Below are 26,894 nucleotides of genomic sequence, written 5' to 3'. Positions count from 1 at the left end.
CAAGATGTCAGGCTGCTTTGGCAGGATCATGGAAGAAATTTTTGCATGGAAACAGGATGTGTGGGAGAATTCGCTGCGGAGAATGGGATTTTTTCTCGGAAAATTCATCTATCTTCTGGATGCATATGATGATGTGGAGGAGGATATAAAAAATAAAAATTACAATCCTTTTTCAGAACAATATATAATGGAAGGGTTTGAAGAGCAGGTACGGCAGATTCTGATCATGATGATGTCACAGACTTGCAGGGAGTTCGAGAAACTTCCTATTATAAAATATACCGATATTTTGAGAAATATTCTCTACTCTGGAGTGTGGGTGCGCTTTGAGGCGGTTCACAAACAGAGAAAAGAATCAGGGGAGAAAAAGAATGATTGATCCGTACAGTATACTTGGGATATCCAGGGATGCATCCGATGATGAGGTAAAGAAAGCATACCGTAAGCTGAGCAGAAAATATCATCCCGATGCCAATATAGACAATCCAAATAAAGAGCAGGCTGAGGAAAAATTCAAACAGGTTCAGCAGGCTTATGAACAGATCATGAAAGAAAGAGAGCAGGGAACTGGCTACGGAAATTACGGGGGCTATAATTATGGAGGCTTCGGAGGCTTTTCCGGTCAGACAGATTCCGGCTATCAGGATGAGGAGAGCATCCGCAGACAGGCAGCAGCCAATTATATTCAGAGTGGACACTACCGTGAAGCTATGAATGTACTGCAGTCACTTCAGCAGAAGAATGGACAGTGGTATTATCTTTCTGCTATGGCAAATATGGGACTTGGAAATAATGTAAATGCTCTGAATGATATTAAAGAAGCAGTTCGTTTAGAGCCGGATAATGCACAATACCGGATGCTGCAACAGCAGATGGAAGGCGGTGGAACCTGGTACCAGGAAATGCAGAATCCTTTTGGAGGTATGCCGACAGGCGGCGATGACTATTGTATGAAACTTTGCCTGGCAATATCTGGCATGCAGCTTATGCTGTCCGGGTGGCGGCGTGTTTTGCTGTTAAAAAAATTCAGTTAGTAATTGACAACTAAAAGTGAAAATATTACTATATTAAAGTGACTTGATATCGAATTGAAGTTCAAAAGTCTTATTGTACAGGCACGAACGACTTTCTTAGACCTTTTGACTCTGATATCATAATAAAGAATACAGGAGGAAATCAATAATGAGTATTCGTATTGGTATTTTAGGCTACGGTAATCTTGGCCGTGGTGTAGAGTGTGCAATTAAACATAATCCAGATACAGAGCTGGTGGCAGTATTTACACGTCGTGATCCGAAAACAGTTAAGATCCTTACAGAGACTGCTACAGTATATTCTGTAAATGATGCTGAGAAAATGAAAGACAAGATCGATGTACTGATCATCTGTGGAGGAAGTGCAACAGACCTTCCGAAACAGACACCGGAATATGCAAAGATGTTCAATGTAATTGACAGCTTTGACACACATGCAAGAATTCCGGAGCATTTTGATGCGGTAGATGCTGCTGCAAAAGAAAGCGGACATGTCGGAATTATCTCTGTAGGCTGGGATCCGGGAATGTTCTCACTGAACCGTCTCTATGCAAATGCAATCCTTACTAACGGTAAAGACTATACATTCTGGGGCAAAGGTGTAAGCCAGGGACATTCAGATGCTGTACGTCGTATCAAAGGTGTAAAAGATGCAAAACAGTATACAATCCCTGTAGAAGCAGCACTGGAAGCTGTAAGAAACGGAGAGAATCCAGATCTTACAACCAGACAGAAACATACAAGAGAATGCTTCGTAGTTGCAGAAGAAGGCGCAGACCTTGCACAGATCGAGAATGACATCAAGACTATGCCGAACTATTTCGCAGACTATGACACAACTGTACATTTTATCAGTGAAGAGGAACTGAAACGTGACCATAGCGGCATTCCACATGGTGGATTCGTGATCCGTTCCGGAAAAACAGGCTGGAATGATGAGAATAACCATGTAATCGAATACAGCCTGAAACTGGATTCCAATCCGGAATTTACATCTTCTGTACTTGTTGCATATGCAAGAGCTGCATATCGCATGAATAAAGAAGGACAGACTGGTGCGAAGACAGTATTCGATGTAGCGCCGGCTTATCTGTGTGCTGCTGACGGAGCTGAATTAAGAAAACACTTACTGTAATTTGGATGCGTTACTGAGAACAGGGGAAACAGTAACGTAATTTGCAATCAGATTAACTGAATAATCAGAGAATCGCTGATTGATACAGGACGATAGATAATAATACTGTACAATTGGCTGTATTACTAAAAACAGAAAAAAGAGACAGGGTTTTTGTGGACTTTGTCTCTTTTTTGTGGATTGAAATGTGAAAAATTGGTGAATGTTTAACATAATTTTACTTGTCTGTTGACTGAATATTGAAAGTGTAATATAATATAGTCATAGAAACGTAACAACATTGTAAAAAACTTTGTTGAAATTCAGAGCGTATCTGAGAGGTATAAGAGATATAGAGAGTATCCATGCGATACTGCAGACTGTACTTTTCAGACACGCTCTGATAATGAAAAGAAGAAAAGGAAGGTATGTATGCAAAACGTAAACAGGAAACTTAAAATCTGGGGGGGACTTCTGTTTCTGCTGTTTTTTGTCACAGGAATTTCAATGTATTTTACTGCGGCGAATGTACATGCTGAAACGAAAACCGGTTTTGTAACTATTAACGGGAAATCATACTACATAAACGAAGACGGATCTAAGCAGAAAGGCTGGCTTGAACTCAATGGTAAGAAGTATTACTTTAATGCAACGACAGGCGTTCAGGTAAAAGGCTGGGCAACTGACAGTAAAGGGAGAAAGAGGTATTTCAGCAAGAATGCCGGAGTTATGTTGACTGGCTGGCTTACTGATTCAAAGGATCAGAAGAGATATTTTGATCCATCTACAGGATTCATGCAGACAAAATGGCTGACGCTGAATGGCAGGAAATATTATTTTTATAGCAACAGTGGTGTAGCTGCCTGCAAAACATTCCTTACAGACAGTAAAAATAACACGAGATATTTTACCAGTGCATGTTATATGCTTACCGGATGGACTAAGAATTCAAATAATGAGTACAGATATTTCGAAACAGAAGATGGAATTATGGCAAAAGGATTCCAGACACTTGACGGAAAGAAATATTATTTTAGTACAGGCAGCGGTAAGATGGCTGTAGGTTGGACGACTATCAGCGGAAACAAATATTATTTTGATAAAGAAACCGGTGTAATGGCCACAGGTGATGTGACTATTGATGGTACAAAATATCACTTTACTTCTGACGGTGTATTAAATAATACAACAACTCCTACAGGATCAAAGACAATCAAGAATTATCTTGCCGGTGCATTACAGCCGGTTGGACAGGCTCTGTATGTATGGGGTGGTGGCTGGAATGATTCCACAAGAAAAGGAACAAGCCAGACAATGACTGATTTCTATAACAGCCAGAGCAGCAGTTATGATTATAATAACTATCGAGACCTTAGCACTGCGAACCGCGCGAAAGGATTTGACTGTTCAGGATTTGTAGGCTGGGCAGCATATCAGGTAATGCAGAGTAAATCCGGTGTCGGAAGCGGATACACAGTTGTTTCCGGCGAGGTTGGTTCTTATTATAAATCTATGGGTTGGGGAAGTGTTCTCACTCAGGCAAATCTGGCAAGTGATGACTGGACGGTATATCCTGGTGATGTTGGATATGACAGTGGTCATACATGGATCATTCTCGGACAGTGTAAGGATAAGAGTGCGGTGATCGTACACTCTACACCGAATGCAGGTGTTCAGATCGCAGGTACACCAACACCGTCAGGTGATTATTCAAGCCAGGCAATTACATTGGCACAGAAATATATGTCAAGATATCCTGGATTTACGAAATATGCTTATCATACTTCATCAGGCAACTACATCAGAAGGGGTAATTATCTGAGATGGAACAGAAGTACACTTTCAGATCCGGATGGTTATCTGAATATGACAGCAGATCAGATTCTCGCAGATCTGTTTAGCTAAAAATGAAATAAAAAAGCAGCTTTCATGAGGAAGGCTGCTTTTTTATTTGCTGCAAATATGAAATTAGGATTGGTCACTTGCTTTTAACCAAATCAAGTAAGTCCCCTGCTTCAATTGCGAAGAGCAATAAGCAGTGGGTGGGGACTTGCTTGTATCAGAAGGGGTACAAGCCCCTTCTGATAAACTGCGAAGCAGTTATTTGGTTATGAGCAAGTAGCGGAAAGCGGATTGCGAATATCCGATTGACATATTACAGAAGCACAATGAAATATGTTTGAATTGTGTGAAAAACTAATAAGAATCACAAAAAGATTACCAAATGTTACAGAAATATAAAATTTGTTGTAAATAACCCTTGCGTTTCTAAATGTGATATGTTAATATGTATAAGAATTAACTTAGATATTACAAAAGGATTACGAGATAGAAAGAAAATGTTACGAGGGTGAGAATTCATGAAGAAAAGAATTATATGTCTTACATTAGCACTGCTTATGACAGCAACACAGGTAGTCAGTGTAAGCGCTTCAAGAGAGGATGAATTAAGAGAAGAGCAGGCGATTACAAGCCAGCAGCTTGATGCAACTTATTCCAGAATGGATGAGCTGGCATATGCGAAATCACAGCTTGAGAATGAGATTTCCGAACTGGATTCCAATCTTGTAAGTGTTATGGTTTCTATCGATACTCTTAAAGGAGATATCGATAATAAAGAAGTAGATATTATCAGAACAAAACAGGATCTGGCGAAAGCTCAGAAGGCAAGAGATAAACAGTATGAGAGTATGAAGAAACGTATCCAGTGCTTATATGAACAGGGCGGAGATACAGCATGGTTCCAGATGATGCTTAATTCAGATGATCTCAGCGAGCTTCTTACACGTGCTGAGAACACACAGCAGATGTATGAACAGGACAGAAAGAACCTTGAGAAATATGTAAATACGATCAATGAAGTAAATAATCTTAAGACACAGTATGAATCTGATAAGGCAGAGCTGGAGGAGATGAAGGCTTCTTATGAAGAACAGTCTTATAATCTCCAGTGTCAGATCGATGCGAAGAAAGCTGAATCAGCAGATTATGAAAATGAAATTGCCTATGCACAGCAGCAGGCTACAGAATATGCAAACCTGTTAGCAGAACAGACAGCTGAAATCCAGAGACTGGAAGCTGAGAGAATTGCAGCAGAAGAAGAGGCAAGACGTCAGGCTGAGGAAGAAGCTGCAAGACAGGCCGCAGAGGAAGCAGCTGCTGCAGAAGCCGCTGAACAGGAGCAGGAATCTGAATCAGAAGATAATGTGGAATATGACGAAGACGGAAATGTAATAGAGAACTCAGATGATGAGAGTGAAGAGTCCGATTCAGAAGAAGATGTAGAGTACGACGAGAACGGGGATGTTGTTGACAGTGGTACATCTTCTGATGATGTAGAGTACGATGAGTATGGCAATGTAATTGATTCTGATAATACAGTATCCGCAGATGATTACGAGAGTGAACAGTCATCTGGCTCAGACAGTTCTTCTTCCTATTCCGGATCAGGATCTTCTGTTGTAGATTATGCTACACAGTTTGTTGGTAATCCATATGTATGGGGCGGCACAAGCCTTACAGGTGGAGCTGACTGTTCAGGATTTGTTCAGAGTGTATATGCAAACTTTGGTGTAAGCCTTCCGAGAACTTCTTATGAACAGCAGAACGCAGGTACAGAAGTTTCTTATGCAGATGCACAGCCGGGAGATCTGATCTGCTACGGTGGACATGTTGCAATTTACATGGGTAATGGACGTATCGTTCATGCATCCAACTCCGTAGATGGTATCAAGATCAGTGATAATGCAGCATACAGAACAATTGTTTCTGTAAGAAGACTGGTGTAATGACAGAGAGTATATTGATCTGATAATACATCGGGGTAATTAAATAAGTATAAATAATTAAATACAAATAGGGGTGAAAGGGAGTACTGATAAAAGGGGTCAGTGCTCCTTTTCGTTTTCTGCGTAAGATTTTACCAATTATTAAATGGATTTTACCTTGACATAAAATTATTTGGATAGTACAGTTTAAGTAACTGTTAGATAAATTCAGCTAGATTTCAGATAAACCCAGATAAGCTGTGGGATGTCTGACGGGCATGGAAAATGGCTGATATAGCAAAGTGCAGCAAAATAAAATGAGAATATCTGATTGAAGGTTACTGTGCGTTTAATTGTGGGATAGGAGTGTGTGAACAGTAATGCCAGATATCTCAATAGATAGAAGAGAGTGAAAGCGAGGAAAGACAGATGGCAAATGACCATGTAGAACATATAAGAATTGTACAGGAAACGGTTGCCGGTAAGGAAATTACCTTTGCACATGTAATGGGTGGTCCTGCTCCGATCATATATCAGAAGTTGGGATTGAATCCGCAGGTAGATTACCGTTCCTCTGCGATTGGAATCATGAATATGACACCGCCGGAATCTGCTGTGATCGCATCAGATATTGCAGTCAAGAGTGGAAATGTTTATCTGGGATTTGCAGACCGTTTTACAGGTACGCTGATTATTACAGGAGAGATTTCTGATGTAATGTCAGCAATGACAGAGGTTGTGGATTATTTCAGAGATACATTAGGCTATGTAGTCTGTGACATTACCAAGAGATAGGAAGTGCTTTGATGGCAGGGATGACGACAAAAGAATTATTGGAGAAGCTTTATCATGAGGACTATGAGAAGCTGAAAGGAAAGAAACTTCGCATGACCAGAGTGAGAGTTCCTGGCAAGGAAGTATGTCTGGCACATGTGATCAATCCATCTCAGAGTTGTATCTATCAGAATCTGGGACTTCATATAGGAGTCCATGAAGGAGAGGACCATACAGGGGAGGCGATAGGAATGATTCGCTTTACACCCTGGGAAGCAGTAGTTGTAGCGGCTGATGTAGCAGTAAAAAGTGCCAATGTAGAGATTGGCTTTATGGATCGTTTCAGTGGTTCACTGATTCTTACCGGAGGGCTGACAGAGGTTCAGACGGCAGTAGAAGAAGTCGTGAGATTTTTTAAAGAGGTATTAAAGTTTAAAACCTGTGCGATTCACAGAAGCTAGCACAGCCTATATTGGGAGAGCTGAAAGGAAAGAATACAAAATATGAAGAAGATATTTTTGATGGGCAGAAGCGAGGCTGGGAAAACTTCGCTTACGCAGGCTTTGAAAGGAGAAAAACTTCATTACATAAAAACACAGTATACAAATACGAACGATGATACGATTGATTCTCCAGGTGAGTATGCGGAATCTAAACATTTCAGTGTCGGGCTTGCATGCTTTTCATTTGAGGCAGATGTGATCGCTATGGTGCAGTCGGCAGATGAGCCTTTCAGCCTTTTTGGATATGGAAGTAATTCGTTTATTCTCAGACCACTGATTGGGATTATAACAAAGATAGATTCTCCATATGCAAATGTACCGATGGTACGACAGTGGATGATTAATGCAGGATGTGAACGTATTTTTCTGGTAAATAATGTTACCGGAGAAGGAATCGATGAGCTGAAGGAATATCTGGAGGAAGACCTTCCGCAGATTAGTCTGGAAGAAGCGAAATACAGACAGAGCCTGGGTTTAAATGAATGGGAACCCTTGCCAGAGAATTAAATATTATTTACTTCATAAGTTGCCAGAGTAGGATGGAAGTAATTCGTCATTAGAATAAGGATAAACGAAGAAATATAAAATTATATTGATAAATAGTTGACATTCTCATTACAAAATGTTACTATACAGTCAGTATAATTCCATACAGAACATATTAAGTGCTGATACTGTTTAAGAAACAGTACAGAAAGAGGGAATCAGGTGAGAAACCTGAGCGATCCGGTCACTGTAACAGAGGAGCAAATCTCAGAATGTCCATTGTGCCATAGCATGAGAAGGAGAGAGGAGCGATGAGCCTGGAGCCAGGAAACCTGCTTGGTATGGCGAGGTTAAACTTCCGTGTAAAGTGTAACAACCAACTCCGTTGAATCCGCAGCTTCGGAGTGTTGTCTGCTTTTATTTGAAGGCAGACATTTTTTATGGAATGCGCCTGTTCTTTATGAATTATACATGATTAAATGGCAGGCGATACTACTTCGGATTTATTCGTTCCCTCCGCGCACTCATGAACGGATTTTTTTCTACCCCGGGGTAGCATCGCTCCCTCTTATAATTACGTAATTTAAGAAATGCTGTAATGAATTTTTGATACTTTGTTATGCGAAGAGTGATTGATGATTCATTAGAGTATTTTTTTATATTATGAGAAAGAAGGAAAAAGAAATGGAGAAACCTTATTGGGAGGGAAAAGAGTATTCTTATTTCAGCCATAAAAAATGCGAGTATTTTCCATGCCATAAGAATGCAGATCCGGATGATTTTAACTGTCTGTTCTGCTATTGTCCACTATATGCGCTGGGAGATAAATGCGGAGGGAATTTTCGATATACAGAGAATGGGATAAAGGATTGCACAAATTGTATGCTTCCACATAAAAGAAAAAGTTATGGTTATATTACGGGAAAATATCAGGAACTGTCGACGCTGATGAAGAAAATAAGAGAAAATGAGCAGACAGAGACCAAAATACCTCGAGGAATAAAATAAATTTGTGTGAAAAGCGGGAATGTGTCAGATTAGCCCAGATAAACGGGAACGATTTTTATTGTAATATACAATTAAGTTTGTTAGAATAAATACAACAAAAGAGAAGATCTGAAATGAAATAATACAGTTGTTGGAACAACCGGCAGCTAATATCTTCTTAAATATCAAAAACTTGAACGGATTTTTGTGTAAATTATTTTACATACACTCATGCACCGTTCGCACACTTTTCACCTGAACAAAAGAGAATGCGGCACAGGCATTTGACATCTTTTCCTGCCGGTATTTTTTCTGACTGGCAGAACCGGACATTTCTATTTTCTATATGTTTCCTCCTTGAAGCAAGAGTTCCATTGCCGAGGAAAAATTTTTTGGAATTTTATGCATGATTTGTATAGAGGATAAGAGGAGGAGTTCTTTTACTGTTATTAACAGAAGAAAAATAGATTGTAAAGATACAAGGTTGGAAGATATATTTGCTACATAGAACCGCCGGAAAGCATGAAGTTGCTATCTGGCGGTTTTGGTGTAACAGTAAATTTTACAAAGCAGGATTCTATATTGAAAAATGAAATTAAAAATGATACAATGCTATTATCTTTGAACATGGAGGAATTATCAGACATATGAAAAAAAGAACTACTGCTATACGTGTGCTATCGGCTTTTTTGACATCTGCCATGATTTGCGGTTCGATACCTGTAAAAGGTCAGGAGATGTTTGGAACTGGTATATATCAGGAAACGGAAGCAGAGGATATAGAAGAATTTCAGGATTCTCAGACAAATGATTTTGAGACAAATACGGAATCAGATACGGAATCAGATACAGAAGTATTTTCGTCTGACGATACAGAACAGGATTTCCAGGATGGGGAGACGTCGCAGGAGAATACAGAGGGAATCCGATATATCAAAGGACGACCGTTAACAGAAGAGGAGAAAGAAGAGCAATTAGAACCGTTTAAAAATCTGACATTACTAGATCCGGGACCAGAGGTGGAAAGTGATCTGACATCTGTTTATGCTGCCTATGGAAGCAGGGCCGCAGCCTTTCCATCTTATTATGATTCCAGACAAAAGGGACTGGTTACTTCTGTAAAAGATCAGCATCCATTTGGAACGTGCTGGGCATTTGGAATGGCAGCAATCATGGAGTCCTCTTTGCTGGCACAGAACAAGGGGACGTATGACTTGTCAGAGGAGCATCTGTCATATTTCTTTTCCAACAGGCAGAATGATCCGTTAGGAAATACTGCCAATGATATAAATTCTGTATTGGGAAATTACCATAATATAGGTGGCAATGATTACCTGGCGGCAGTTTTTCTCAGCACATGGTCAGGTATGACTACAGAGACAGATGTGCCGTTTCCTACAGACTCCTCACATAAACAGGATCTGACTGAGGCAATATCCGAAGATAAAGCGTACCATGCGGCTGCATATCTGAAAAATGCATCGTTTTCTGAATATAGCGAGGAGCGCATGAAAGAAATGTTGATGAATGATCATGCAGTATCTATCATGCTGTATATGTCAGAAAATTATGTCAATGCAGATACAGCGGCGTATTGTTACCCTGTAAACAGATCTTCGGGAAAAACAATCAATCATATTGTGACAGTAGTGGGATGGGATGATAATTATTCCAGAAATAATTTCCTGTCTGCTTCTAATGTGACAGAAGATGGAGCCTGGATTATAAAAAACAGCTGGGGAAATCAAAAAGGTGATGGTGGATACTATTATCTTTCTTATCAGGATCCGAATATCAGCAACCTGGTAACGACAGAGGCAGTGACGATTGCAGATCAGAAATATAAAAATAATTATTTTTATGATGGATCTTCAGCGATTTCTTCTATAAAAGTACAGCCGGGACAATCAGTGGCTGCTGTTTACGAGGCAAAGGCTGGTAATGGAAAAGAAGAGGCTTTAGGCGAAGTCAATGTAGTTACCATGAACGATAATGCTTCTTATAAGATTCAGATATACACAGATGTCACAGACCCTTCTGATCCGGAAAGCGGTACAGCTGCATATGCGACACCTTATGAATTTGAACAGCCGATCGCCGGAGTGCAGACGATTACAGTGCCGGAAGTGGTTTTGAAACAGGGAAGCCGTTATTCGGTGGTGATCACAAATGCTGGAATCAGCTATATCAGCTTTGGAGTGGAAGCAAATGCCAGCTATAAGACTTCGGGAGGTAGTAAATGGTTTTCTTCCACGGCAGGGATAGAGAATAATCAGACATTTTACAAAGGCGCAGCGGCTACAGCGAAATGGTCAGATGGAAAGACTAAAAACTGGTCGGCAAGAATTAAGGCACATACAAGAACCTTAAGCCAATCCTGGGTACCGGATACACCGGTATTTCAGGTGAAGGCATATAATTCAGGATATAATCTTGTCTCATGGAAAGAAGTTCCTCAGGCGTCAGGATATTATGTTTACAGAAAACCTGCAACAGGTGGCTCATGGTCAAGAATTGCAACAGTTAAGAATTCAGTACTTCAATATAAAGACAGTAAGGTTACGGCGAATGCATCGTATCGATATACTGTACGGGCATACTATCAGGCAAATGGGAAAAATTATTTAAGTAAGTATACAACAGGCCCTGTGATTAAGGCGGCACCGGCATTACAGAAGGTTTCTTCTGTGAAATCAGAAACGAACGGAATCCGCATTCGTTGGAGTACACAGAAGAAATGTGACGGATATTACATTTATAGAAAGAAAAAAGGTGGATCTTATCAACTGATCAGGAAAATTTCTGATAAAAATTTCTCATCATATCTGGACAAAAAAGCCCAAAAAGGTGTATCATACTACTATGCGGTAAAAGCATATGTAAAAGAACCTTATGGAAACACTTACAGCAAATATAAGAGCTCATCTGCTGTAAAAAGAAAATAATAAATGATGAAGGAAAATGATTATGAAGAGAAAGTTAGGGGCAATAATAGCGACAGCTTTATGTTTTATCCTGACAGCGGTATCTGTTTACGCTGATGATGGGAAAAGCCAGAATCCGGATTATGTGACAGATTATTACATGATCGTGCAGAGCGCGCAGGGTGGCGTGGATATTTATGATGAGGCAGCTCCACAGAGCGTGAAATTAAATGACAAACAGATTCCAAATGGCACAGCGATTCATGTGCTTGGTGAAAAAAGCGGGACAGATAATAATGAATGGGCGTATACCCAATACCATGGAATGAATGGATATGTTCCGATGGGAGATTTGAATCCGGCTACCAGAGATGAAGCAATAGATAAGGAGTATAATACTTTTGGCGGTAAAGATGTTGATTTCGAAGTGAAAATTCAGGGAAATGGTGTAAACGTACCGGTTTATAACGGACCTGGAGAGAAATTTGATGAAGTTTCAGGTTCAAATGGTATTGCGGATGAGACAACCGTACATATTTCTCAGTATGTCCAGGGCGAAGATGGAACAAACTGGGGAAAAGTAGATACACAGGGTGTTGATCAGGGTTGGATTAATCTTGACCGCGATACAGACTACGCAACTGAGAATGCTCCGGCAGCTGAGAATCTTCCGGATGCGACAGGTACATCAGGAAATGTTCCAGCGGCAGCTGATGAGGTTACACCGACGCCAACAGAGGCAGTAACCCCGACACCGGAAGCAACCCCGACACCGAAGGCAACGCCTACACCAGAAGCAACACCAACAGAAAAGGCAACCCCGACACCGGAGGCAACTCCGACGGAAGAAGCGACACCAACACCAGAGGCAACTCCGACAGAAGAAGCTACCCCGACACCGGAAACTGTAGAAACAGAGAAACCTGATTCAACAGATGAAAAGAAAGCCAGTGAAGAACAGACAGAGAAAACATCTGGAAAGAATGTGAAGTCAGATTCAGGAATGAAGAATCCTGTAATCTGGATCAGTGGTATTGGCATTATTCTGATTGTAATATTACTGATCTATTTCCTTAAGAAGAAAAAATAAATAAAGATTAATGAAATCAAAGAGCAGCTCACCGGATGGTGAAGCTGCTCTTTTTGGAAAAATGTGTGTGTATAATTGAGACATTCTGAGGAAACCTCGAATAGTCTTAATTAACAAAAAATGTTAACTTGTGTGTGCAAGTATAGTTTACAACTTTTTGCTGGATTAATCAAACTAAATTTTGAAGAAATTTTGGTTACGTTACTGAGAACGGAGTGAACAGTAACGTAACGCTTGCACAATACCGGAGGCGCACGTATAATAGGAGCAGGTGAAAATACAAGGGTGAGGTAGAAAAGACTATGAAAATAACGGAAGAACTGCTGGAGAAGATGAAAGTTGAAGATGAAAACTTTTCGGATGGACTGATTTTACCAGATGGCGATTACATAAGAATTCCAAAGGGCCATCTTCATGGCATGATGGCGCTGCTTCCATGGACGGAAGATGAAATATGGAAAATGATTCCTGAAAATGATTCTCCGTTATTCTGGCTGATTGAGAAAACGGGCTGTGTTCTGACTGATTATAATAATTCCATAGGAATGAAAATGACGGTTGCTCAGCAGAAAGTATTTGATGCAATGAGAAAACATGGGATACTTACAGATGACTATTACGATCTGACAAAACAAAGAGAGAAAGCCAGAAAAGAAAGAGAACAGAATATAAGAGTAGAAGCCTGAACAGTAGAAGATAACGGAAAAAACATTGGGGTATAAAATGAAAATAATGTGACGATCGATTAATTTTAAGAGATGGATCGTTATAAAGAAATAAATGTATGGAGGGTGTAATAAATGGAAAGACACGCATTTGCAATGCAGGTAAAGGACGGCATGATGAACGAAAAGCTACAGTGGAATGGGAAACCAGGCAACTTGGAATCATGGACTGGATTACCAATGATGTAGACTGGATGACAGGAGAATGGCATCCGGCAAGCAGAAGACTTGCGTGGCATAACTGACCCAGTAGTGTCCTGGGTGTGATGAGTTCAGAATAATTTGTAAAAGAAATTGTCTACAATCAAAAACAACAAAAACGGGCATAAAACAACATGCAGTCCAAAATAACAGATATCTGTATAGCTATCTGTTATTTTTTATTGTAAAAAGATTGAAAATTAATTGACAATATCTGAATTATTAGTAAAAATAACCAACCGATATTGGTATATATGAACAAGAAAAATGTTTTATTTGGTGATTATGACGGGAAAATAAAAATAAAACTAGGATTTTTGTTCAAAATATGAGATAAATAATTGGATAAAACTACTGAAAAGCAAAAAAACGGACAAAATAACACATTATTATGTTTACAAAATTGGTTATATATGTTAATATAAACTCACAAAAACAAAAAAGCTTCGGCAAAATATCCAAAAAGGAGGAATATCATGAAGAAAAAATTAATCGCAGCGTTACTCTCAGCAGCTATGGTGGTTTCTGCAGTTCCTGCATATGCAAGCGATGCAGCAGAAGAGGAAACAAACACAGAGAGCAGTACAGAATCTCCGTTAGCGGGTAAGAAGATAGCATATATCATGTACATGTCATCAGCAACTATCTTCCAGATGTGGTCAGATTCATTTACTGCAACAGCAGAGAAGCTTGGTATGGAAGCAAGCACTTTCTTCTGCAATGATAATGCAGATACATGGAAGAGTACAATTGAGCAGTGCGCACAGGGCGGATATGACGGATTAATGGTTTCTCATGGCGGTCAGGAATATGCATATGATTTCCTGACAGGAATTTTGGAACAGTATCCGGATTTAAAAATTGTTACATTTGATACTCCGTTTAAGGATGCAAATGGTGAAACAGCAAAGATCGATGGTGTTACACAGTTCTTCCAGCAGGATGCAGGATTTGCAGAATCTCTGGTTCAGTGTATCCTTGATATGTATCCGGATAAGACAGAGGCAGGTGAGCCTGTAAATATCCTTCAGGTACAGCAGGGCGCAGGATATAACAGCCCGTTTGATCGTCGTCAGGTAGGTTACGAGCCATTTGAAACAGATGGAAAGATCAAAACTGTTGAAAGAATCGCACCGATCGATGATCAGAATGCTACTTCATCTATGCGTGACGTTACAGCAGCTACATTACAGAAATACGGTGAGGGTGAGATCGATGGAATCTGGTGCTGCTATGATGCATATGCACAGGGTGTATATCAGGCGCTCCGTGAAGCAAATTCCGATATTCCGATGGTATCTGTAGATATCTGTAATGAAGATATTCAGTTTATGCAGGAAGGTGAGAACTGGAAAGCATGTGCTACTACAAACTGGACATCTAATGGAGAATTTGCATGTCGTGTATTAGCGCTTGAGATGGCAGATCAGTACGAGGATATCGAAGCTGCTTCCTGTTATTACGCAGATCCGGGTGCTTGGATGGAAATTCCTTCAATTATTGTTACCCAGGAAATGGTTACATCTAAGGAAGGCATTAACATTGAAAATCTGGCAGAAGTTGCCGGAGAAGACTATTCCGATACTTCTTGGATGCCTACATGTGATTGGATGGTATCAGCACTTGGACACTAATCCTTTTTGGGAGACAGTAGTTAATACTGAAAATATCTAAGTAAAATGAGGCGTTGGAGTTAAATACTCCGACGCCGCTTTTTCCGTACTGGATTATCTGTGACGGAAAATGATTACGGAAAAGAGGGAATATATGGATAAAATCACACTTGGAACACGAAAAGTTTCCATAGAATTTCCTGGTGTAAAAGCTCTTTCAGATGTTGATTTTGAAATTCAGACTGGCATGATCCACGCTGTTATGGGAGCGAACGGAGCCGGTAAATCCACACTGATGAAAGTTCTTGCAGGTTCTAATCCAGATTACACAGGAGAGGTTTTATATAACGGAAACGTCGTGGAATTAAGAAATCCGGCTGCCGCAAAGAAGCTTGGCATCCAGATCGTATATCAGGAAGTTGATATGGCGCTGATCCCCACACTTTCAGTAGCTGAAAATGTAATGTTTAATGACATGGTCATGAACATGGGACATAAACAATTTATCAATTATGGAAAAATCAGAAGAGAGGCAAAAGAGGCTCTGGCCCGCCTAAACATTGACATTGATGTAAAAAGATGGTGTGGTACACTGACACTGGCGCAGAAACAGATGGTCCTGATAGCTCGTGCGGTTCAGAATTCATGTAATTTCCTGATATTGGATGAGCCTACAGCGCCGTTATCAGATACGGAAACAGAGGAATTGTTCCGTGTTGTAAGGCATTTAAGAGAAACAGAAAATATTGCTATTATTTTTATTACACATCGTATTCAGGAAGTTCTCCAGATCTGTGATTCTTATACGGTTATGAGAAACGGACAGATCGTGGATACAACTCCTATTACTTCAAAGACAACATCCAAAGAAATCGTTGATAAAATGCTTGGACGTTCTTTTGAAGAGAATTTTCCAAAAGAAACCTGTGAAATCGGAGAAAAATCATTTGTAATAGAACATCTGAATGAGCGGGAAAATCGTGTAAAAGATGTTTCTATGTATGTGAGAAAAGGAGAAATCGTCGGACTTGCCGGTCTGGTGGGAGCGGGAAAAACAGAACTTTGTAAAACAATTTTCGGTGCATACCACAAATCGGGAGGAACGCTTACACTAAACGGTAAGGAACTGAAAATCAAGAATCCGTCTGATGCCGTAAAAAACAGAATTGCGCTGGTGCCTGAAGAGAGACGTAAAGAGGGGGTGCTTGTTGCAGAAACAGTAACATTTAATGTATCTGCGGCATGTCTTGGAGATTTTTGCACCATGTCTTTCGTAAATGACCGCAAGACAGCGCAGAAAGCAAAAGAATATGTACAGAGTCTTAGTATTAAGACACCTTCGGTAAAACAGAGGGTTGCATATCTTTCAGGAGGAAATCAACAGAAAGTTGCAGTTGCCAAATGGCTGGCTGCAGACTGTGATGTATATATATTTGATGAACCTACAAAAGGTGTAGACGTTGGTGCGAAGCAGGAAATCTTCCATCTGATCAATCAGATCGCAAAAGATGGAAACTGCGTCATATATGCTACCTGCGAGAATTCGGAATTGTTATCAATAACAGATCGTATGTATGTTATGTTTGACGGAAGGATCATGGCAGAGCTTGAAACAGCAAAAACTACTGAAGATGAGATCATGCATTATGCCACTGGTTCAACAGAAAGATATGCAGGCTGATATCCGGTGAGAGATATCAGGCATCAATGTATTGGGAGGAAAATAATATGGTTCAAAATTCAAAGATGAAAACGATTGGGAAAGGATTGCTGAGCTGGGCTGCTGTAATTGTTCTGGTAGTTTCAGTCATAATCTTTACTATCATCAGAGGCACCGCATTTTTTTCGGTTAACAACCTGATGAATATTCTCCGTTCCATGTCTGTAGTTACGATTTTTGCTCTTGCAGCTACAGTATCCATGGCACCGGATGGATTTGATATGTCGGCCGGAACATTGGGTACATTCAGCGCATATGTTTTTGCAGCGCTGTTTCTGTGGTTTGGAGCACCACTGTGGCTGGCAATTGTTCTTACTATTGCATTTACAATGATAATGTATCTGCTGACAATGTTCCTGATCCTTGTATGTAAGATCCCGGATATGCTGGCTACCTGTGCATTACAGTTTGTGCATGCTGGTCTTGGGCTTGCGTTTACAGGTGGAAGTGCTGTTTCGGCAGGTCTGAGTGCTCCGAAATGGTTCGGTGCATTTCATGGAGGAGATATTACACCTCTGCGTAAAGGATGGACAACCGGTTCTATGAATATCGGAAAATCTCCTTATATCATTATTATTATGCTTCTCTGCGTAGTTGTCTGCTGGGTACTTTTGGAAAGAACAAAACATGGCCGTTATTTATATGCCATGGGTGGCAACAAAACAGCAGCAAAGCTTTCTGGTATCAATGTTAAAAAGTATAGATTTATGGCAGGTATGTTTGCTGCGGTATTTATTGCAGTTGCAGGTATTGTTGTTTGTTCCCGTAACTCAGCTGCCCAGATCAACAGCTGCGACAGTTATCTGATGAGTTCTCTGGCTGCAGTATTTATCGGACGTTCTGTAGGCGGAGCTGAAAGACCGAATGCTCTTGGAACAGTTGTAGGAGCTCTTCTTATTTCGACACTGGAAAATGGTCTGACAATGTGCGGAGTTGTTTATTATGTACTTCCTGCAGTTAAGGGTGCAGTTCTCTGTCTGGCACTGATTGCAGCATACATTACTGTAAAAGAAGACTGATAAGAGAAAATGATAAAGAATAATCTGTGAAAGATAACAGACAGATGATACGACAGAAAGAATATGGAGGAAAAAAACATGTCAAAGTTTGATACTTATTTTCTTATGAAAACAGATGATGCCATTGAATACGCTAAAGTGAAAGTTCCTCAGATCGACTGGGATGCTGATACTATGGAGTGCAGAGAAATCGGTGATGGCAATCTTAACTATGTATTTAAAGTAACTGATGGCAAGGGTCACAGCGTGATCGTTAAACAGGCGGGTGTAGAAGCACGTATCTCTGCAGATATGAAACTGGATACAGACAGAAACAGAATTGAATCAGAAATCCTTGTTCTGGAAGGAAAACTGGCTCCCGGATATGTACCGGAAATTTATTTCTATGATACAGTGATGAGTGCCTGCGGTATGGAAGATCTGAGTGATCATGAAATTATGCGTACAGCAATGCTGGAACACAAGATTTATCTTAAATTTGCAGATCAGATCTCAACATTTATGGCACAGGTTCTTATGGGAACTACAGATGTTGTGATGGATCATCAGGAGAAAAAAGAACTTCAGCGCAAATTTATTAATCCTGAATTATGCGATATCACTGAAGCTTTGGTTTATACAGAACCATACAATGATGAGAAAGAACGCAATCATGTCTTCTCTCCGATCGCGGATTTTGTGAAAGAAAAGCTTTATGATGACCAGGAACTTCACTGTGAAGTTGCCAAGCTGAAAATGGATTTTATGACAAGAGCCCAGTCTCTGATCCATGGAGATCTGCACACAGGTTCTATCTTTATTAATGAAGAAGATACAAAGGTATTTGATCCTGAGTTCTGCTTCTATGGACCGATGGGATATGACATAGGCAATGTGATTGCAAACATGATCTTTGCATGGGCAAATGGTGATGCAGCAGGCGCAGAAGACTTCTGTAAATGGGTAGAGAGCGTACTTGTAGATGTTGTCAATATGACAAAAGAGAAAATGGAAAAATACTATGATGAGCATGTAACAGATACCATGTGTAAGAATGCACTATATAAGAAGTATTACATGGATACGATTATTGAGGATACTTCTGCAGTTACAGGTCTGGAACTGATCCGCCGTATTGTTGGCATGGCTAATGTTAAAGATATCACTACAATTGCAGATGAAGCAAAACGTGCACGTGCAGAGAAAATCTGTATCACAGCAGCCATTGATTTTATCAAGAACAGAAATGATAAGAAATGTGGCAAGTGCTTCCTGAGGACTCTGAAAGATGCGATTGCTGAAATAGATGCATAAAAAACATAATTGATAAAAGGAGATGGACATTATGGAAAATGCACTTAATCTGGATACCGTAAAACTTGCGGAAAATAAAAAAGAAATAGTGATACTGGATCAGACACTTCTGCCAAATCAGTGTAAATATCTCAATATTTCCACAGCGGGAGATATCTGGGAAGCGATTTATTCTCTGAGAGTAAGAGGAGCACCGGCAATTGGAGTTACTGGCGCTTATGCATATTATGTACTTGCGGATCAGATTGAAACGGATGACAAAGATAAATTTGTGAAAGAATGTACAAAAATGATGGAGTACATAAATTCATCCAGACCTACAGCAGTAAATCTTTCCTGGGCACTGAATCGTATGCACAGTGTAATGCTTGCGGAGAAAGATCATATGAATATTCCGGAACTGAAAGTCCGTCTGATGAAAGAGGCGGATGATATCAGAGAAGAAGACATTCAGATCAGCAGGAATATTGGCACATATGGATTTGAACTTCTGGAGAAGCTTGGAAAAGGTGTTGGTATTATGACACATTGCAATGCAGGAACACTGGCAACAGCTAAATATGGAACTGCATTAGCGCCTATGTATATTGCTCTGGAACATGGCTGGGATCCAAAGAATGATCTCCATGTTTACTGCGATGAAACCCGTCCTCTTCTTCAGGGTGCAAGGTTGAGTGCATATGAGATGCAGGCGGCTGGTATTGATACTTATGTACAGTGTGATAATATGGCATCTTATACTATGAAGGAAGGCAAGGTCGGTATTATCTTTGTAGGTTGCGACCGTGTAGCGGCAAATGGAGATTTTGCGAATAAGATTGGTACAAGCGGAGTTGCTATTATTGCCAAACATTATGGTATTCCATTCTATGTATGTGCTCCGTCATCCACTATTGACATGACCCTGGAGTCTGGCGATGAGATTCATATTGAGCAGAGAAAAGGTGAAGAAGTTACTGAAATGTGGTATGAAAAACGTATGGCTCCTGAAGGAGTTGGCGTTGTAAATCCGGCTTTTGATGTAACGGATCACAGTCTGGTTACAGGAATTATTACAGAAAAAGGTATTGCTTATGAACCATTTAAGGAATCCTTTGAGAAAATGGGAATCAAACCAGTGGAGAAGTTTGTAGATAAAAAATAAGATACGTGATTTATAAAGAGAAGCTGCTGCTTTGGAGATTGAAGAATCGAGAAGCGCAGCTTTTTTTAGTTATAAAATAAAGCTGCCATCGGTGTAAAACCGGTGGCAGCTACAGGAATGTAGATGCATCAGTAATAACGGATATGGTGTTTATTCAGAAATTCTTTCCATTCAGGTGAGAATTCTGTATCCATGACAATACCGTCCAGATCTTCTAAAGGTGAGATGCTGGTAAAAGATATGTTATCTAGTTTTGAATGATCTACCACAAGATATTTTTGTTTGGCGTGTGAGAGTGCCAGGTGATGCATCACGGCAGAGTTATCGCTGGTATCTGTTATTCCGAACTCCATATTTACGCTTCTGCAAGAAATAAAAGCTTTATCAAAAAAATACTGTTTCAGGCTGCGGTGAGCGCTGCTTCCTTCAAAGCTTTTTGTGCGTGAAGAATATTCGCCGCCGATCATAAATAAGTGGATTGTCTGGGAGAAGGACAGAATATTGGCAATTTCCAGAGAATTTGTGACAACTGTCAGTTTTCTGTTGGAAATTTTGTTGGCAATAAACCATGCTGTGGTGGAGTTATCCAGATAAATAATCTCGCCTGTCTGGATCAAAGCGTCGCATTTAAGTGCGATTGTTTTCTTTTCCTCTGTTTTTAATACCTGTCTTGTGGAAATATCCAGATCGTTTTGGACTCCGTCCAGAATATAAGCTCCGCCATGAGTACGGATCAGGGCATGTTCTTTTTCCATGGCGCGCAGATCACGCCGTATTGTCTCGCGGGTTACGTTCATGCGCACTGCAAGATCTGCGATAGTGACGCTTTTGTTTTCCTGTAAAAGTTCTTTTATGAGATTTTGACGTGAAATTGCAAGCAAATAAGTTCCTCCTTTCTAGGATTAATAAGAAAATCCTGATGAAAAAATTGGCTGACATGTAAACAGCCGCAGTCCTTATTTTACTGGACTGCGGCTGTTTTGAAAAGCAGAATTATTTACAAATATAATTATTTAATCCCAGAATTTTGTAATAACCGGCCACAGCTCCCTGATCTTCGACTCCCTCACATTGTGCAGCGTGTACAGCAGCCTTTCCAAAAACCGGAACCATATTTTTTGTTGCTTCAACTCCGATCTTTGCAGCTTCAAGAGCTTTTGCGATCACTTCCTGTAAAGAAGCTCCTTCTTTTGCTGCCGCATCAGCTGCCTGAGCAGCTGGAAGAATGGAATCATAAATAGTACGCTGTCCCTGTTCACATTTACCTCTTTTCTGAACGCCTGCAGCGAAGCCTGTGAGATATGCAGCCAGCGCTGTGGCATCTATTTCAGTTTTTCCTTTCAGGGCTTTTCCACCTTCCATGATTCCGGTTGACATAAGAAAACCCATTGTTGAAGGGACCAGAGAGGACATTTTCATGCCGGATTTCATAAGAAGTTTTCCGATATCTCCGGCAGCGCCGGCGGATTCTTCGCGCATGATGTCGGGAAGAGAACCATATCCTTTGCTCATGGTAAGTCCCAGATCGCCATCGCCCAGACGGGCATCCATTTCGCATAATTCTTCTTTTTTTTCTACAAATAAATTTCCGATACTGGAAAATAAATCGGGAACCTGTTCAAAAAGGATTTTATCCATTTTTTATTCCTCCTCGGATATTTTATTTCTGACAGATGAATGGAGTGTTTACAGGGTGATCCATATATTTCTTTAATTCATCATTCATTTTACAGATAGAGATAGAAGCACCGGCCATTTCCATGGAAGTAGCGTATTCTCCTACGATTGTTCTGTAAACTTTGATTCCTCTGGAATTAAGAAGGTGTGTAACATCGTTGGACAGGATATATAACTCTTCGATAGAAGTAGCGCCAAGACCATTGATCAAAATGGAAACTTCTTCACCATCTGCTATAGGCATATCTTCAAGAAGTGTATTGAGAGATTCTTCTGCAATTTCGTGAGAAGTTTTGAGAGGTCCGTTCCATACACCCGGTTCTCCGTGAATACCCATACCCATGGCCATTTCGTTTTCTTTTAACTCAAAATTGGCATGTCCCACTTCTGGAATGATACAAGGGGTTAATGCAAAGCCTACTGTGCGGGTATTGTCCTTTGCCAGCTGTGCAGCTGCAAGAACATCGTCAAGAGAACCTCCTTCATCGGCTCTGGCACCTGCTGCTTTGAACATAAAATAGATTCCTGCAACTCCGCGGCGTGTAGCAGGATCTTTGTGAGAATTTACATCATCTGCTCCGACAATGCTTTTACATTCGATATCATCCATATCACAGAGGTCTGTAGCCATATCAAAAGTCATAATATCTCCAGTATAATTTCCGTACAGATATAAAACGCCTGCGTCAGACGCCACTTCTTTTGCAATATTGTAGATCTGTTCAGGTGACGGAGACTGGAAAACACCGCCTACGCCGCAACCATCGATCATTCCATCTCCTACATAGCCCAGAAACAGTGGGAGATGTCCGGAGCCACCGCCTGTAATGATCGCTACTTTACCTGGTTTTTTCTCTGCTCTGCAATAGCAGCGGAGATCGCCGGCAGCATATTTGACCTGATCAGAATGAGCGGAATAGATGCCTTTAAGCATATCGTCTACATAGTTTTCCGGTGCATTGATAATTTTTTTCATGAGATGCCTCCTTATTAATAATGTGTGATAAAAATAAATAATAAAACGGTCTTAAAAGGTAAAAACCTTAGGTTTTATAACTGTAATTTTAAATGGTTGAGTGTGTTTTGTCAATTAAAATGTACTAAAATGTTGTGTTTTTTGGCAAGAAATCATAGAAAATAAACAAAATAACACAATGCAAAAAATAATACATAAAATAAAAGAATGTCCCTTTGAGGAACATTCTTTTAACGTGTCTGAAGAAAAACTTTTAATCTGGGAAGCTGGTTATTAAGGATAAGAGTTTCCGGAAACATGAGTTGGTGAACGAATTCTTCGGCATAGGTGAAATCTCCAACATGTTCTTTTCCATGGCTGTCACTGGACAAAATAACAGGAAGCTGATATTTCTGACAGAGATACAGGATTCTGGCGGCATTGGCTCTTGTGTCTCCCCGATATCCCCCGGGTGCGAGGGAAGCTTCGTTTATTTCAAAAATAACATTTTCCTGTAAAGCTGCTTTTGCCAGCGTTTCATAATCTGCAGGGAAATGTGTATCGTCGCAGTGGCCGAGTATTTTTACTGCAGGATGTTTCATTGCGTTGATGTAAGCTTCTGTATTCTGAGATACAGAACCTGAACGGTAGTTCTGCCGATGCATACTGATGATGGCGTAATCCAGGTTGTTCAATAGTTCGTCTGACAGATCGGTATGTCCTGCACTGTCCAGGATGTTTAGTTCAACTCCGTAAAGAATATCTATGCCGAATCTTTTTCTGGGATAAAAAGGAAGGCTTCTGAAATAAGAAGAAGTTCCGGAAGCCAGAGTTCCCGGGCCGTGGTCAGAAATCCCAAGGAGTTTCAGTCCTTTTTTGCTGGCTGTTTTTGCCATGTCAGAGATGGTACAGGTAGTTCCGTGACCGCTGGCGATAGAATGTGTGTGGATGTCAGAAAGATACATTGTTTGTCTCCTTTCCAGAGCGGTTTCTATATATGATAAGAGCCTTACGGAAGATGCAAAGCTGTTGTTTGATGGTAACATTCGTTATATTCAAGTATGACAGATGAGGATTTAAATGTCAATGAGGAAACAAAATAAAAACAACTGAAATACAACAAAAATTAAATAAAAAACAACATAAATAAACGGTTGATATATGTTGAATTATGTTGACTTCGGGAAAAAGATAAGGTATAATGGAACTATATGAAAACATGGGGGCTTATTGCTGATCAATGACAGCGATAGCACTGTTTACTTATGCGTAGACAGTTACTTCATGAGAAAGGAGCAACATGGAAAAATTTCAAACATCAGACATTCCCAAATCTCCCAGAATCCAGAAACTGGTAGATGCATTATATGCAAATATGCCAGTGATCGAGTCTGCCAGAGCGAAGCTGATCACGGAATCCTATAAGGAAACGGAAGGAGAACCTATTATTACCCGCAGAGCGAAAGCTTTTGCCCATATTCTTCGCAATATTCCTATTATTATCCGTGATGATGAACTGATCGTAGGAAGTAGTACGATCGCACCAAGAGGATGCCAGACATTCCCGGAATTCTCTTATGAATGGCTGGAGGCTGAACTGGATACTGTTGCAACAAGAACAGCAGATCCATTTGAAATCGCAGAGGAGACTAAGGCTGAACTGAGGGAGGCAGATAAGTACTGGAAGGGAAAAACAACCAGCGAGCTTGCTACTTCCTATATGGCACCGGAAGCGATCAGAGCGATCGAACACAATATTTTTACACCTGGTAATTATTTCTACAATGGAGTAGGACATGTTACTGTAAAATATTGGGAAGTGCTGGAAATTGGATTTGAGGGAATTATGGCTAAGGCTCAGAAAGAGCTGGATAACTGTAATGTGGGTGATGGCGATTATGCCAGAAAATCTCATTTCCTTGAGGCAGTGATCTTAAGCTGTCAGGCAGTGATGGACTATGCAGACAGATACGCACAGCTTGCAAGAGAAATGGCAGGACAGACCAGTGATCCGGTCAGAAGACAGGAATTACTTGTGATTGCAGAAAACTGCAGCAAGGTACCAGCAAAGGGTGCCCGGGGCTTCTATGAAGCATGCCAGTCTTTCTGGTTTGTACAGCAGTTGATTCAGATGGAGTCCAGCGGACATTCTATTTCACCGGGACGTTTTGACCAGTATATGTATCCATATTATAAGAAGGATATGGAAGCAGGTACGCTCACCCGTGAGTTTGCACAGGAACTGATGGATTGTATCTGGGTAAAATTCAATGATCTGAACAAATGTCGTGATGCAGCCTCAGCAGAGGGATTTGCAGGATACAGCCTTTTCCAGAATCTGATCGCAGGAGGTCAGAATAAAGAGGGAGAAGATGTAACAAACGATCTTTCTATTATGTGTATCCAGGCATCTATGCATGTTCATCTGCCGGCACCATCACTTTCAGTGAGAGTATGGAATGGTTCCCCGCATGAATTCCTGATCAAGGCAGCAGAGCTTACCAGAACAGGAATTGGGCTTCCGGCATACTACAATGATGAAGTGATCATTCCGTCATTGCAGAACAGAGGATTATCCCTGGCTGATGCCAGAGAGTACAATATCATTGGCTGTGTAGAACCTCAGAAAGCAGGTAAGACAGAGGGATGGCATGATGCGGCATTCTTTAACATGTGCAGACCACTGGAACTTGTTTTTGCCAATGGTATGGATAAAGGTGAGATGGTGGGAATCCCTACAGGTGATGTCACAGAGATGAAAACTTTTGATGAGTTTTTTGATGCATATAAGAAACAGATGGAATACTGTATTTCACTACTTGTAAATGCAGACAATGCTATTGATGTGGCTCACGCTGAGAGATGTCCGCTGCCATTCCTTTCCTGTATGATAGATGATTGTCTGAAAGAAGGCAAATCTGTTCAGGAAGGCGGAGCTGTTTATAACTTTACAGGTCCTCAGGGATTTGGAATTGCCAATATGGCAGATGGGCTTTTTGCAGTCCGTAAACTGGTCTATGAGGATAAGAAAGTGTCCATGAAAGAACTGAAAGAAGCACTTGCATGGAATTATGATCAGGGACTTGATGCTCAGTCAGCAGGAGATATTGCCCAGCTTGTTATGAAGGCAATGCAGAAGGCTGGCAAAAATGTAGATGCTTCTACAGCAGAAACACTTCTGAGAACGCTTATCGGAATGAAACCGGGAGAACAGAAGACTCAGAGATTTAAAGAGATCCATGATATGATCGATGAGGTTCCGAAGTTTGGAAATGATATTCCGGAAATTGATTATTTCGCAAGAGAGGTTGCCTATACATATACAAAACCGCTTCAGAATTACAGCAATCCAAGAGGCGGTATGTTCCAGGCTGGTTTATACCCTGTATCTGCCAATGTACCGCTGGGCGGACAGACAGGTGCCACACCTGATGGAAGATATGCGCATACACCTGTTGCAGATGGTGTTTCGCCGTCTGCGGGCAAGGATGTGAAAGGACCTACAGCTGCAGCAACTTCTGTATCCAGACTGGATCATTTTATTGTATCCAACGGAACGCTCTTTAACCAGAAATTTCATCCATCTGCATTGTCAGGAAGAGAAGGACTGGAGAAATTTGTTGCGTTGATCCGTTCCTATTTCGATCAGAAGGGAATGCATATGCAGTTTAATGTAGTAGACAGAGAGACTTTGCTGGATGCACAGAAACATCCTGAGAAATACAAACATCTGGTAGTGCGTGTGGCTGGCTACAGTGCACTGTTCACTACACTTTCCCGTTCGCTCCAGGATGATATCATTCGCCGTACAGAACAGGGATTCTGATCCGAACGATAAGAATATATAAGAGCTGAAGAGAGGAAAAAG

The 26,894-nt window shown here is 40.6% G+C and carries 22 protein-coding genes, 1 pseudogene and 1 riboswitch; of the genes and pseudogenes, 19 read left to right on the top strand and 4 right to left on the bottom strand.

Features of this window, described 5'->3' with window-relative positions; translation table 11 throughout:
• The 18 genes and pseudogenes from AC058W_RS11555 to mtnA form a co-directional block, all read left to right on the top strand.
• Positions 1-379 (top strand): DUF5685 family protein (locus AC058W_RS11555; RefSeq protein ID WP_479390100.1); only part of this gene is annotated, 379 nt, incomplete at its 5' end.
• Positions 372-1,020, top strand: a pseudogene (locus AC058W_RS11550) (J domain-containing protein). The gene AC058W_RS11555 and the pseudogene AC058W_RS11550, both read left to right, overlap by 8 nt.
• A 162-nt stretch (positions 1,021-1,182) precedes the next feature.
• Entirely contained in the window at positions 1,183-2,169 is a 987-nt protein-coding gene (locus tag AC058W_RS11545; protein WP_117844614.1) for a diaminopimelate dehydrogenase, read from the top strand.
• 411 nt (positions 2,170-2,580) lie between these two features.
• The gene (locus tag AC058W_RS11540) at positions 2,581-4,053 is read left to right on the top strand and encodes an N-acetylmuramoyl-L-alanine amidase family protein (RefSeq protein ID WP_118590462.1); all 1,473 of its coding nucleotides are present in this window, start codon (positions 2,581-2,583) and stop codon (positions 4,051-4,053) included.
• A gap of 455 nt (positions 4,054-4,508) precedes the next feature.
• Positions 4,509-5,936 carry a C40 family peptidase gene (locus tag AC058W_RS11535; protein WP_479390099.1) on the top strand — a complete coding sequence of 476 codons (1,428 nt, stop codon included), beginning with the start codon at positions 4,509-4,511 and terminating at the stop codon, positions 5,934-5,936.
• Between the two features lie 408 nt (positions 5,937-6,344).
• Positions 6,345-6,710, top strand: coding sequence for a BMC domain-containing protein (locus AC058W_RS11530; protein ID WP_117844608.1), 366 nt, complete (start codon positions 6,345-6,347; stop codon positions 6,708-6,710).
• Between the two features lie 11 nt (positions 6,711-6,721).
• Entirely contained in the window at positions 6,722-7,150 is a 429-nt protein-coding gene (locus AC058W_RS11525) for a BMC domain-containing protein (protein ID WP_117674433.1), read from the top strand.
• Positions 7,151-7,192: 42 nt separating this feature from the next.
• A complete protein-coding gene (locus AC058W_RS11520; RefSeq protein WP_117674434.1) occupies positions 7,193-7,699 on the top strand; it encodes a EutP/PduV family microcompartment system protein in 507 nt (168 codons plus the stop codon).
• 139 nt (positions 7,700-7,838) lie between these two features.
• Positions 7,839-8,032: riboswitch (cobalamin riboswitch) on the top strand.
• Between the two features lie 330 nt (positions 8,033-8,362).
• Complete coding sequence (locus AC058W_RS11515) at positions 8,363-8,686, top strand: cysteine-rich small domain-containing protein (protein WP_118246993.1); 324 nt, start codon at positions 8,363-8,365, stop codon at positions 8,684-8,686.
• Between the two features lie 626 nt (positions 8,687-9,312).
• Entirely contained in the window at positions 9,313-11,610 is a 2,298-nt protein-coding gene (locus AC058W_RS11510) for a C1 family peptidase (protein ID WP_479390098.1), read from the top strand.
• Between the two features lie 22 nt (positions 11,611-11,632).
• Positions 11,633-12,679: a hypothetical protein gene (locus AC058W_RS11505; protein WP_117674436.1), complete on the top strand. Its 1,047-nt coding sequence runs from the start codon at positions 11,633-11,635 to the stop codon at positions 12,677-12,679.
• A 302-nt stretch (positions 12,680-12,981) separates the two neighbouring features.
• Complete coding sequence (locus tag AC058W_RS11500; protein ID WP_118136430.1) at positions 12,982-13,365, top strand: hypothetical protein; 384 nt, start codon at positions 12,982-12,984, stop codon at positions 13,363-13,365.
• A 98-nt stretch (positions 13,366-13,463) separates the two neighbouring features.
• Entirely contained in the window at positions 13,464-13,649 is a 186-nt protein-coding gene (locus AC058W_RS11495) for a hypothetical protein (protein WP_118136428.1), read from the top strand.
• 432 nt (positions 13,650-14,081) lie between these two features.
• Positions 14,082-15,239: a substrate-binding domain-containing protein gene (locus tag AC058W_RS11490; protein ID WP_118136426.1), complete on the top strand. Its 1,158-nt coding sequence runs from the start codon at positions 14,082-14,084 to the stop codon at positions 15,237-15,239.
• Between the two features lie 133 nt (positions 15,240-15,372).
• Positions 15,373-16,899, top strand: coding sequence for a sugar ABC transporter ATP-binding protein (locus tag AC058W_RS11485; RefSeq protein ID WP_118136424.1), 1,527 nt, complete (start codon positions 15,373-15,375; stop codon positions 16,897-16,899).
• Between the two features lie 47 nt (positions 16,900-16,946).
• A complete protein-coding gene (locus tag AC058W_RS11480) occupies positions 16,947-17,957 on the top strand; it encodes an ABC transporter permease (RefSeq protein ID WP_118136422.1) in 1,011 nt (336 codons plus the stop codon).
• A 78-nt stretch (positions 17,958-18,035) separates the two neighbouring features.
• The gene (gene mtnK / locus AC058W_RS11475; protein WP_118136420.1) at positions 18,036-19,250 is read left to right on the top strand and encodes an S-methyl-5-thioribose kinase; all 1,215 of its coding nucleotides are present in this window, start codon (positions 18,036-18,038) and stop codon (positions 19,248-19,250) included.
• 22 nt (positions 19,251-19,272) lie between these two features.
• A complete protein-coding gene (gene mtnA, locus AC058W_RS11470) occupies positions 19,273-20,394 on the top strand; it encodes an S-methyl-5-thioribose-1-phosphate isomerase (protein ID WP_118136418.1) in 1,122 nt (373 codons plus the stop codon).
• A gap of 128 nt (positions 20,395-20,522) precedes the next feature.
• On the opposite strand, the gene AC058W_RS11465 is transcribed toward mtnA, so the two are convergent.
• The 4 genes from AC058W_RS11465 to AC058W_RS11450 all read right to left on the bottom strand — a co-directional run bounded on the left by AC058W_RS11465 (position 20,523) and on the right by AC058W_RS11450 (position 23,991).
• Positions 20,523-21,275, bottom strand: coding sequence for a DeoR/GlpR family DNA-binding transcription regulator (locus AC058W_RS11465; RefSeq protein WP_118136416.1), 753 nt, complete (start codon positions 21,273-21,275; stop codon positions 20,523-20,525).
• Between the two features lie 112 nt (positions 21,276-21,387).
• Complete coding sequence (locus tag AC058W_RS11460; RefSeq protein ID WP_118136415.1) at positions 21,388-22,032, bottom strand: dihydroxyacetone kinase family protein; 645 nt, start codon at positions 22,030-22,032, stop codon at positions 21,388-21,390.
• A gap of 22 nt (positions 22,033-22,054) precedes the next feature.
• Positions 22,055-23,047, bottom strand: coding sequence for a dihydroxyacetone kinase subunit DhaK (locus tag AC058W_RS11455; protein WP_118136413.1), 993 nt, complete (start codon positions 23,045-23,047; stop codon positions 22,055-22,057).
• A gap of 230 nt (positions 23,048-23,277) precedes the next feature.
• On the bottom strand, positions 23,278-23,991 hold the full coding sequence (locus AC058W_RS11450; RefSeq protein WP_118136411.1) for a phosphatase: 714 nt from the start codon (positions 23,989-23,991) through the stop codon (positions 23,278-23,280).
• 335 nt (positions 23,992-24,326) lie between these two features.
• Here AC058W_RS11450 and AC058W_RS11445 point away from each other — a divergent pair, with 335 nt between their 5' ends.
• On the top strand, positions 24,327-26,852 hold the full coding sequence (locus AC058W_RS11445) for a glycyl radical protein (protein WP_117844602.1): 2,526 nt from the start codon (positions 24,327-24,329) through the stop codon (positions 26,850-26,852).
• Positions 26,853-26,894: the final 42 nt, after the last annotated feature.

Source organism: Blautia sp. CGZ-1-C1 (genome assembly GCF_056504575.1).
Note: the sequence above shows the minus strand (reverse complement) of the source record. Positions and strands in the feature narration are given on the sequence as shown.

Coding starts and splice junctions, on each gene's coding strand:
- AC058W_RS11545 (WP_117844614.1), top strand. CDS start 1,183: ATGAGTATTCGTATTGGTATTTTAGGCTACGGTAATCTTGGCCGTGGT.
- AC058W_RS11540 (WP_118590462.1), top strand. CDS start 2,581: ATGCAAAACGTAAACAGGAAACTTAAAATCTGGGGGGGACTTCTGTTT.
- AC058W_RS11535 (WP_479390099.1), top strand. CDS start 4,509: ATGAAGAAAAGAATTATATGTCTTACATTAGCACTGCTTATGACAGCA.
- AC058W_RS11530 (WP_117844608.1), top strand. CDS start 6,345: ATGGCAAATGACCATGTAGAACATATAAGAATTGTACAGGAAACGGTT.
- AC058W_RS11525 (WP_117674433.1), top strand. CDS start 6,722: ATGGCAGGGATGACGACAAAAGAATTATTGGAGAAGCTTTATCATGAG.
- AC058W_RS11520 (WP_117674434.1), top strand. CDS start 7,193: ATGAAGAAGATATTTTTGATGGGCAGAAGCGAGGCTGGGAAAACTTCG.
- AC058W_RS11515 (WP_118246993.1), top strand. CDS start 8,363: ATGGAGAAACCTTATTGGGAGGGAAAAGAGTATTCTTATTTCAGCCAT.
- AC058W_RS11510 (WP_479390098.1), top strand. CDS start 9,313: ATGAAAAAAAGAACTACTGCTATACGTGTGCTATCGGCTTTTTTGACA.
- AC058W_RS11505 (WP_117674436.1), top strand. CDS start 11,633: ATGAAGAGAAAGTTAGGGGCAATAATAGCGACAGCTTTATGTTTTATC.
- AC058W_RS11500 (WP_118136430.1), top strand. CDS start 12,982: ATGAAAATAACGGAAGAACTGCTGGAGAAGATGAAAGTTGAAGATGAA.
- AC058W_RS11495 (WP_118136428.1), top strand. CDS start 13,464: ATGGAGGGTGTAATAAATGGAAAGACACGCATTTGCAATGCAGGTAAA.
- AC058W_RS11490 (WP_118136426.1), top strand. CDS start 14,082: ATGAAGAAAAAATTAATCGCAGCGTTACTCTCAGCAGCTATGGTGGTT.
- AC058W_RS11485 (WP_118136424.1), top strand. CDS start 15,373: ATGGATAAAATCACACTTGGAACACGAAAAGTTTCCATAGAATTTCCT.
- AC058W_RS11480 (WP_118136422.1), top strand. CDS start 16,947: ATGGTTCAAAATTCAAAGATGAAAACGATTGGGAAAGGATTGCTGAGC.
- mtnK (WP_118136420.1), top strand. CDS start 18,036: ATGTCAAAGTTTGATACTTATTTTCTTATGAAAACAGATGATGCCATT.
- mtnA (WP_118136418.1), top strand. CDS start 19,273: ATGGACATTATGGAAAATGCACTTAATCTGGATACCGTAAAACTTGCG.
- AC058W_RS11460 (WP_118136415.1), bottom strand. CDS start 22,032: ATGGATAAAATCCTTTTTGAACAGGTTCCCGATTTATTTTCCAGTATC.
- AC058W_RS11455 (WP_118136413.1), bottom strand. CDS start 23,047: ATGAAAAAAATTATCAATGCACCGGAAAACTATGTAGACGATATGCTT.
- AC058W_RS11450 (WP_118136411.1), bottom strand. CDS start 23,991: ATGTATCTTTCTGACATCCACACACATTCTATCGCCAGCGGTCACGGA.
- AC058W_RS11445 (WP_117844602.1), top strand. CDS start 24,327: ATGGAAAAATTTCAAACATCAGACATTCCCAAATCTCCCAGAATCCAG.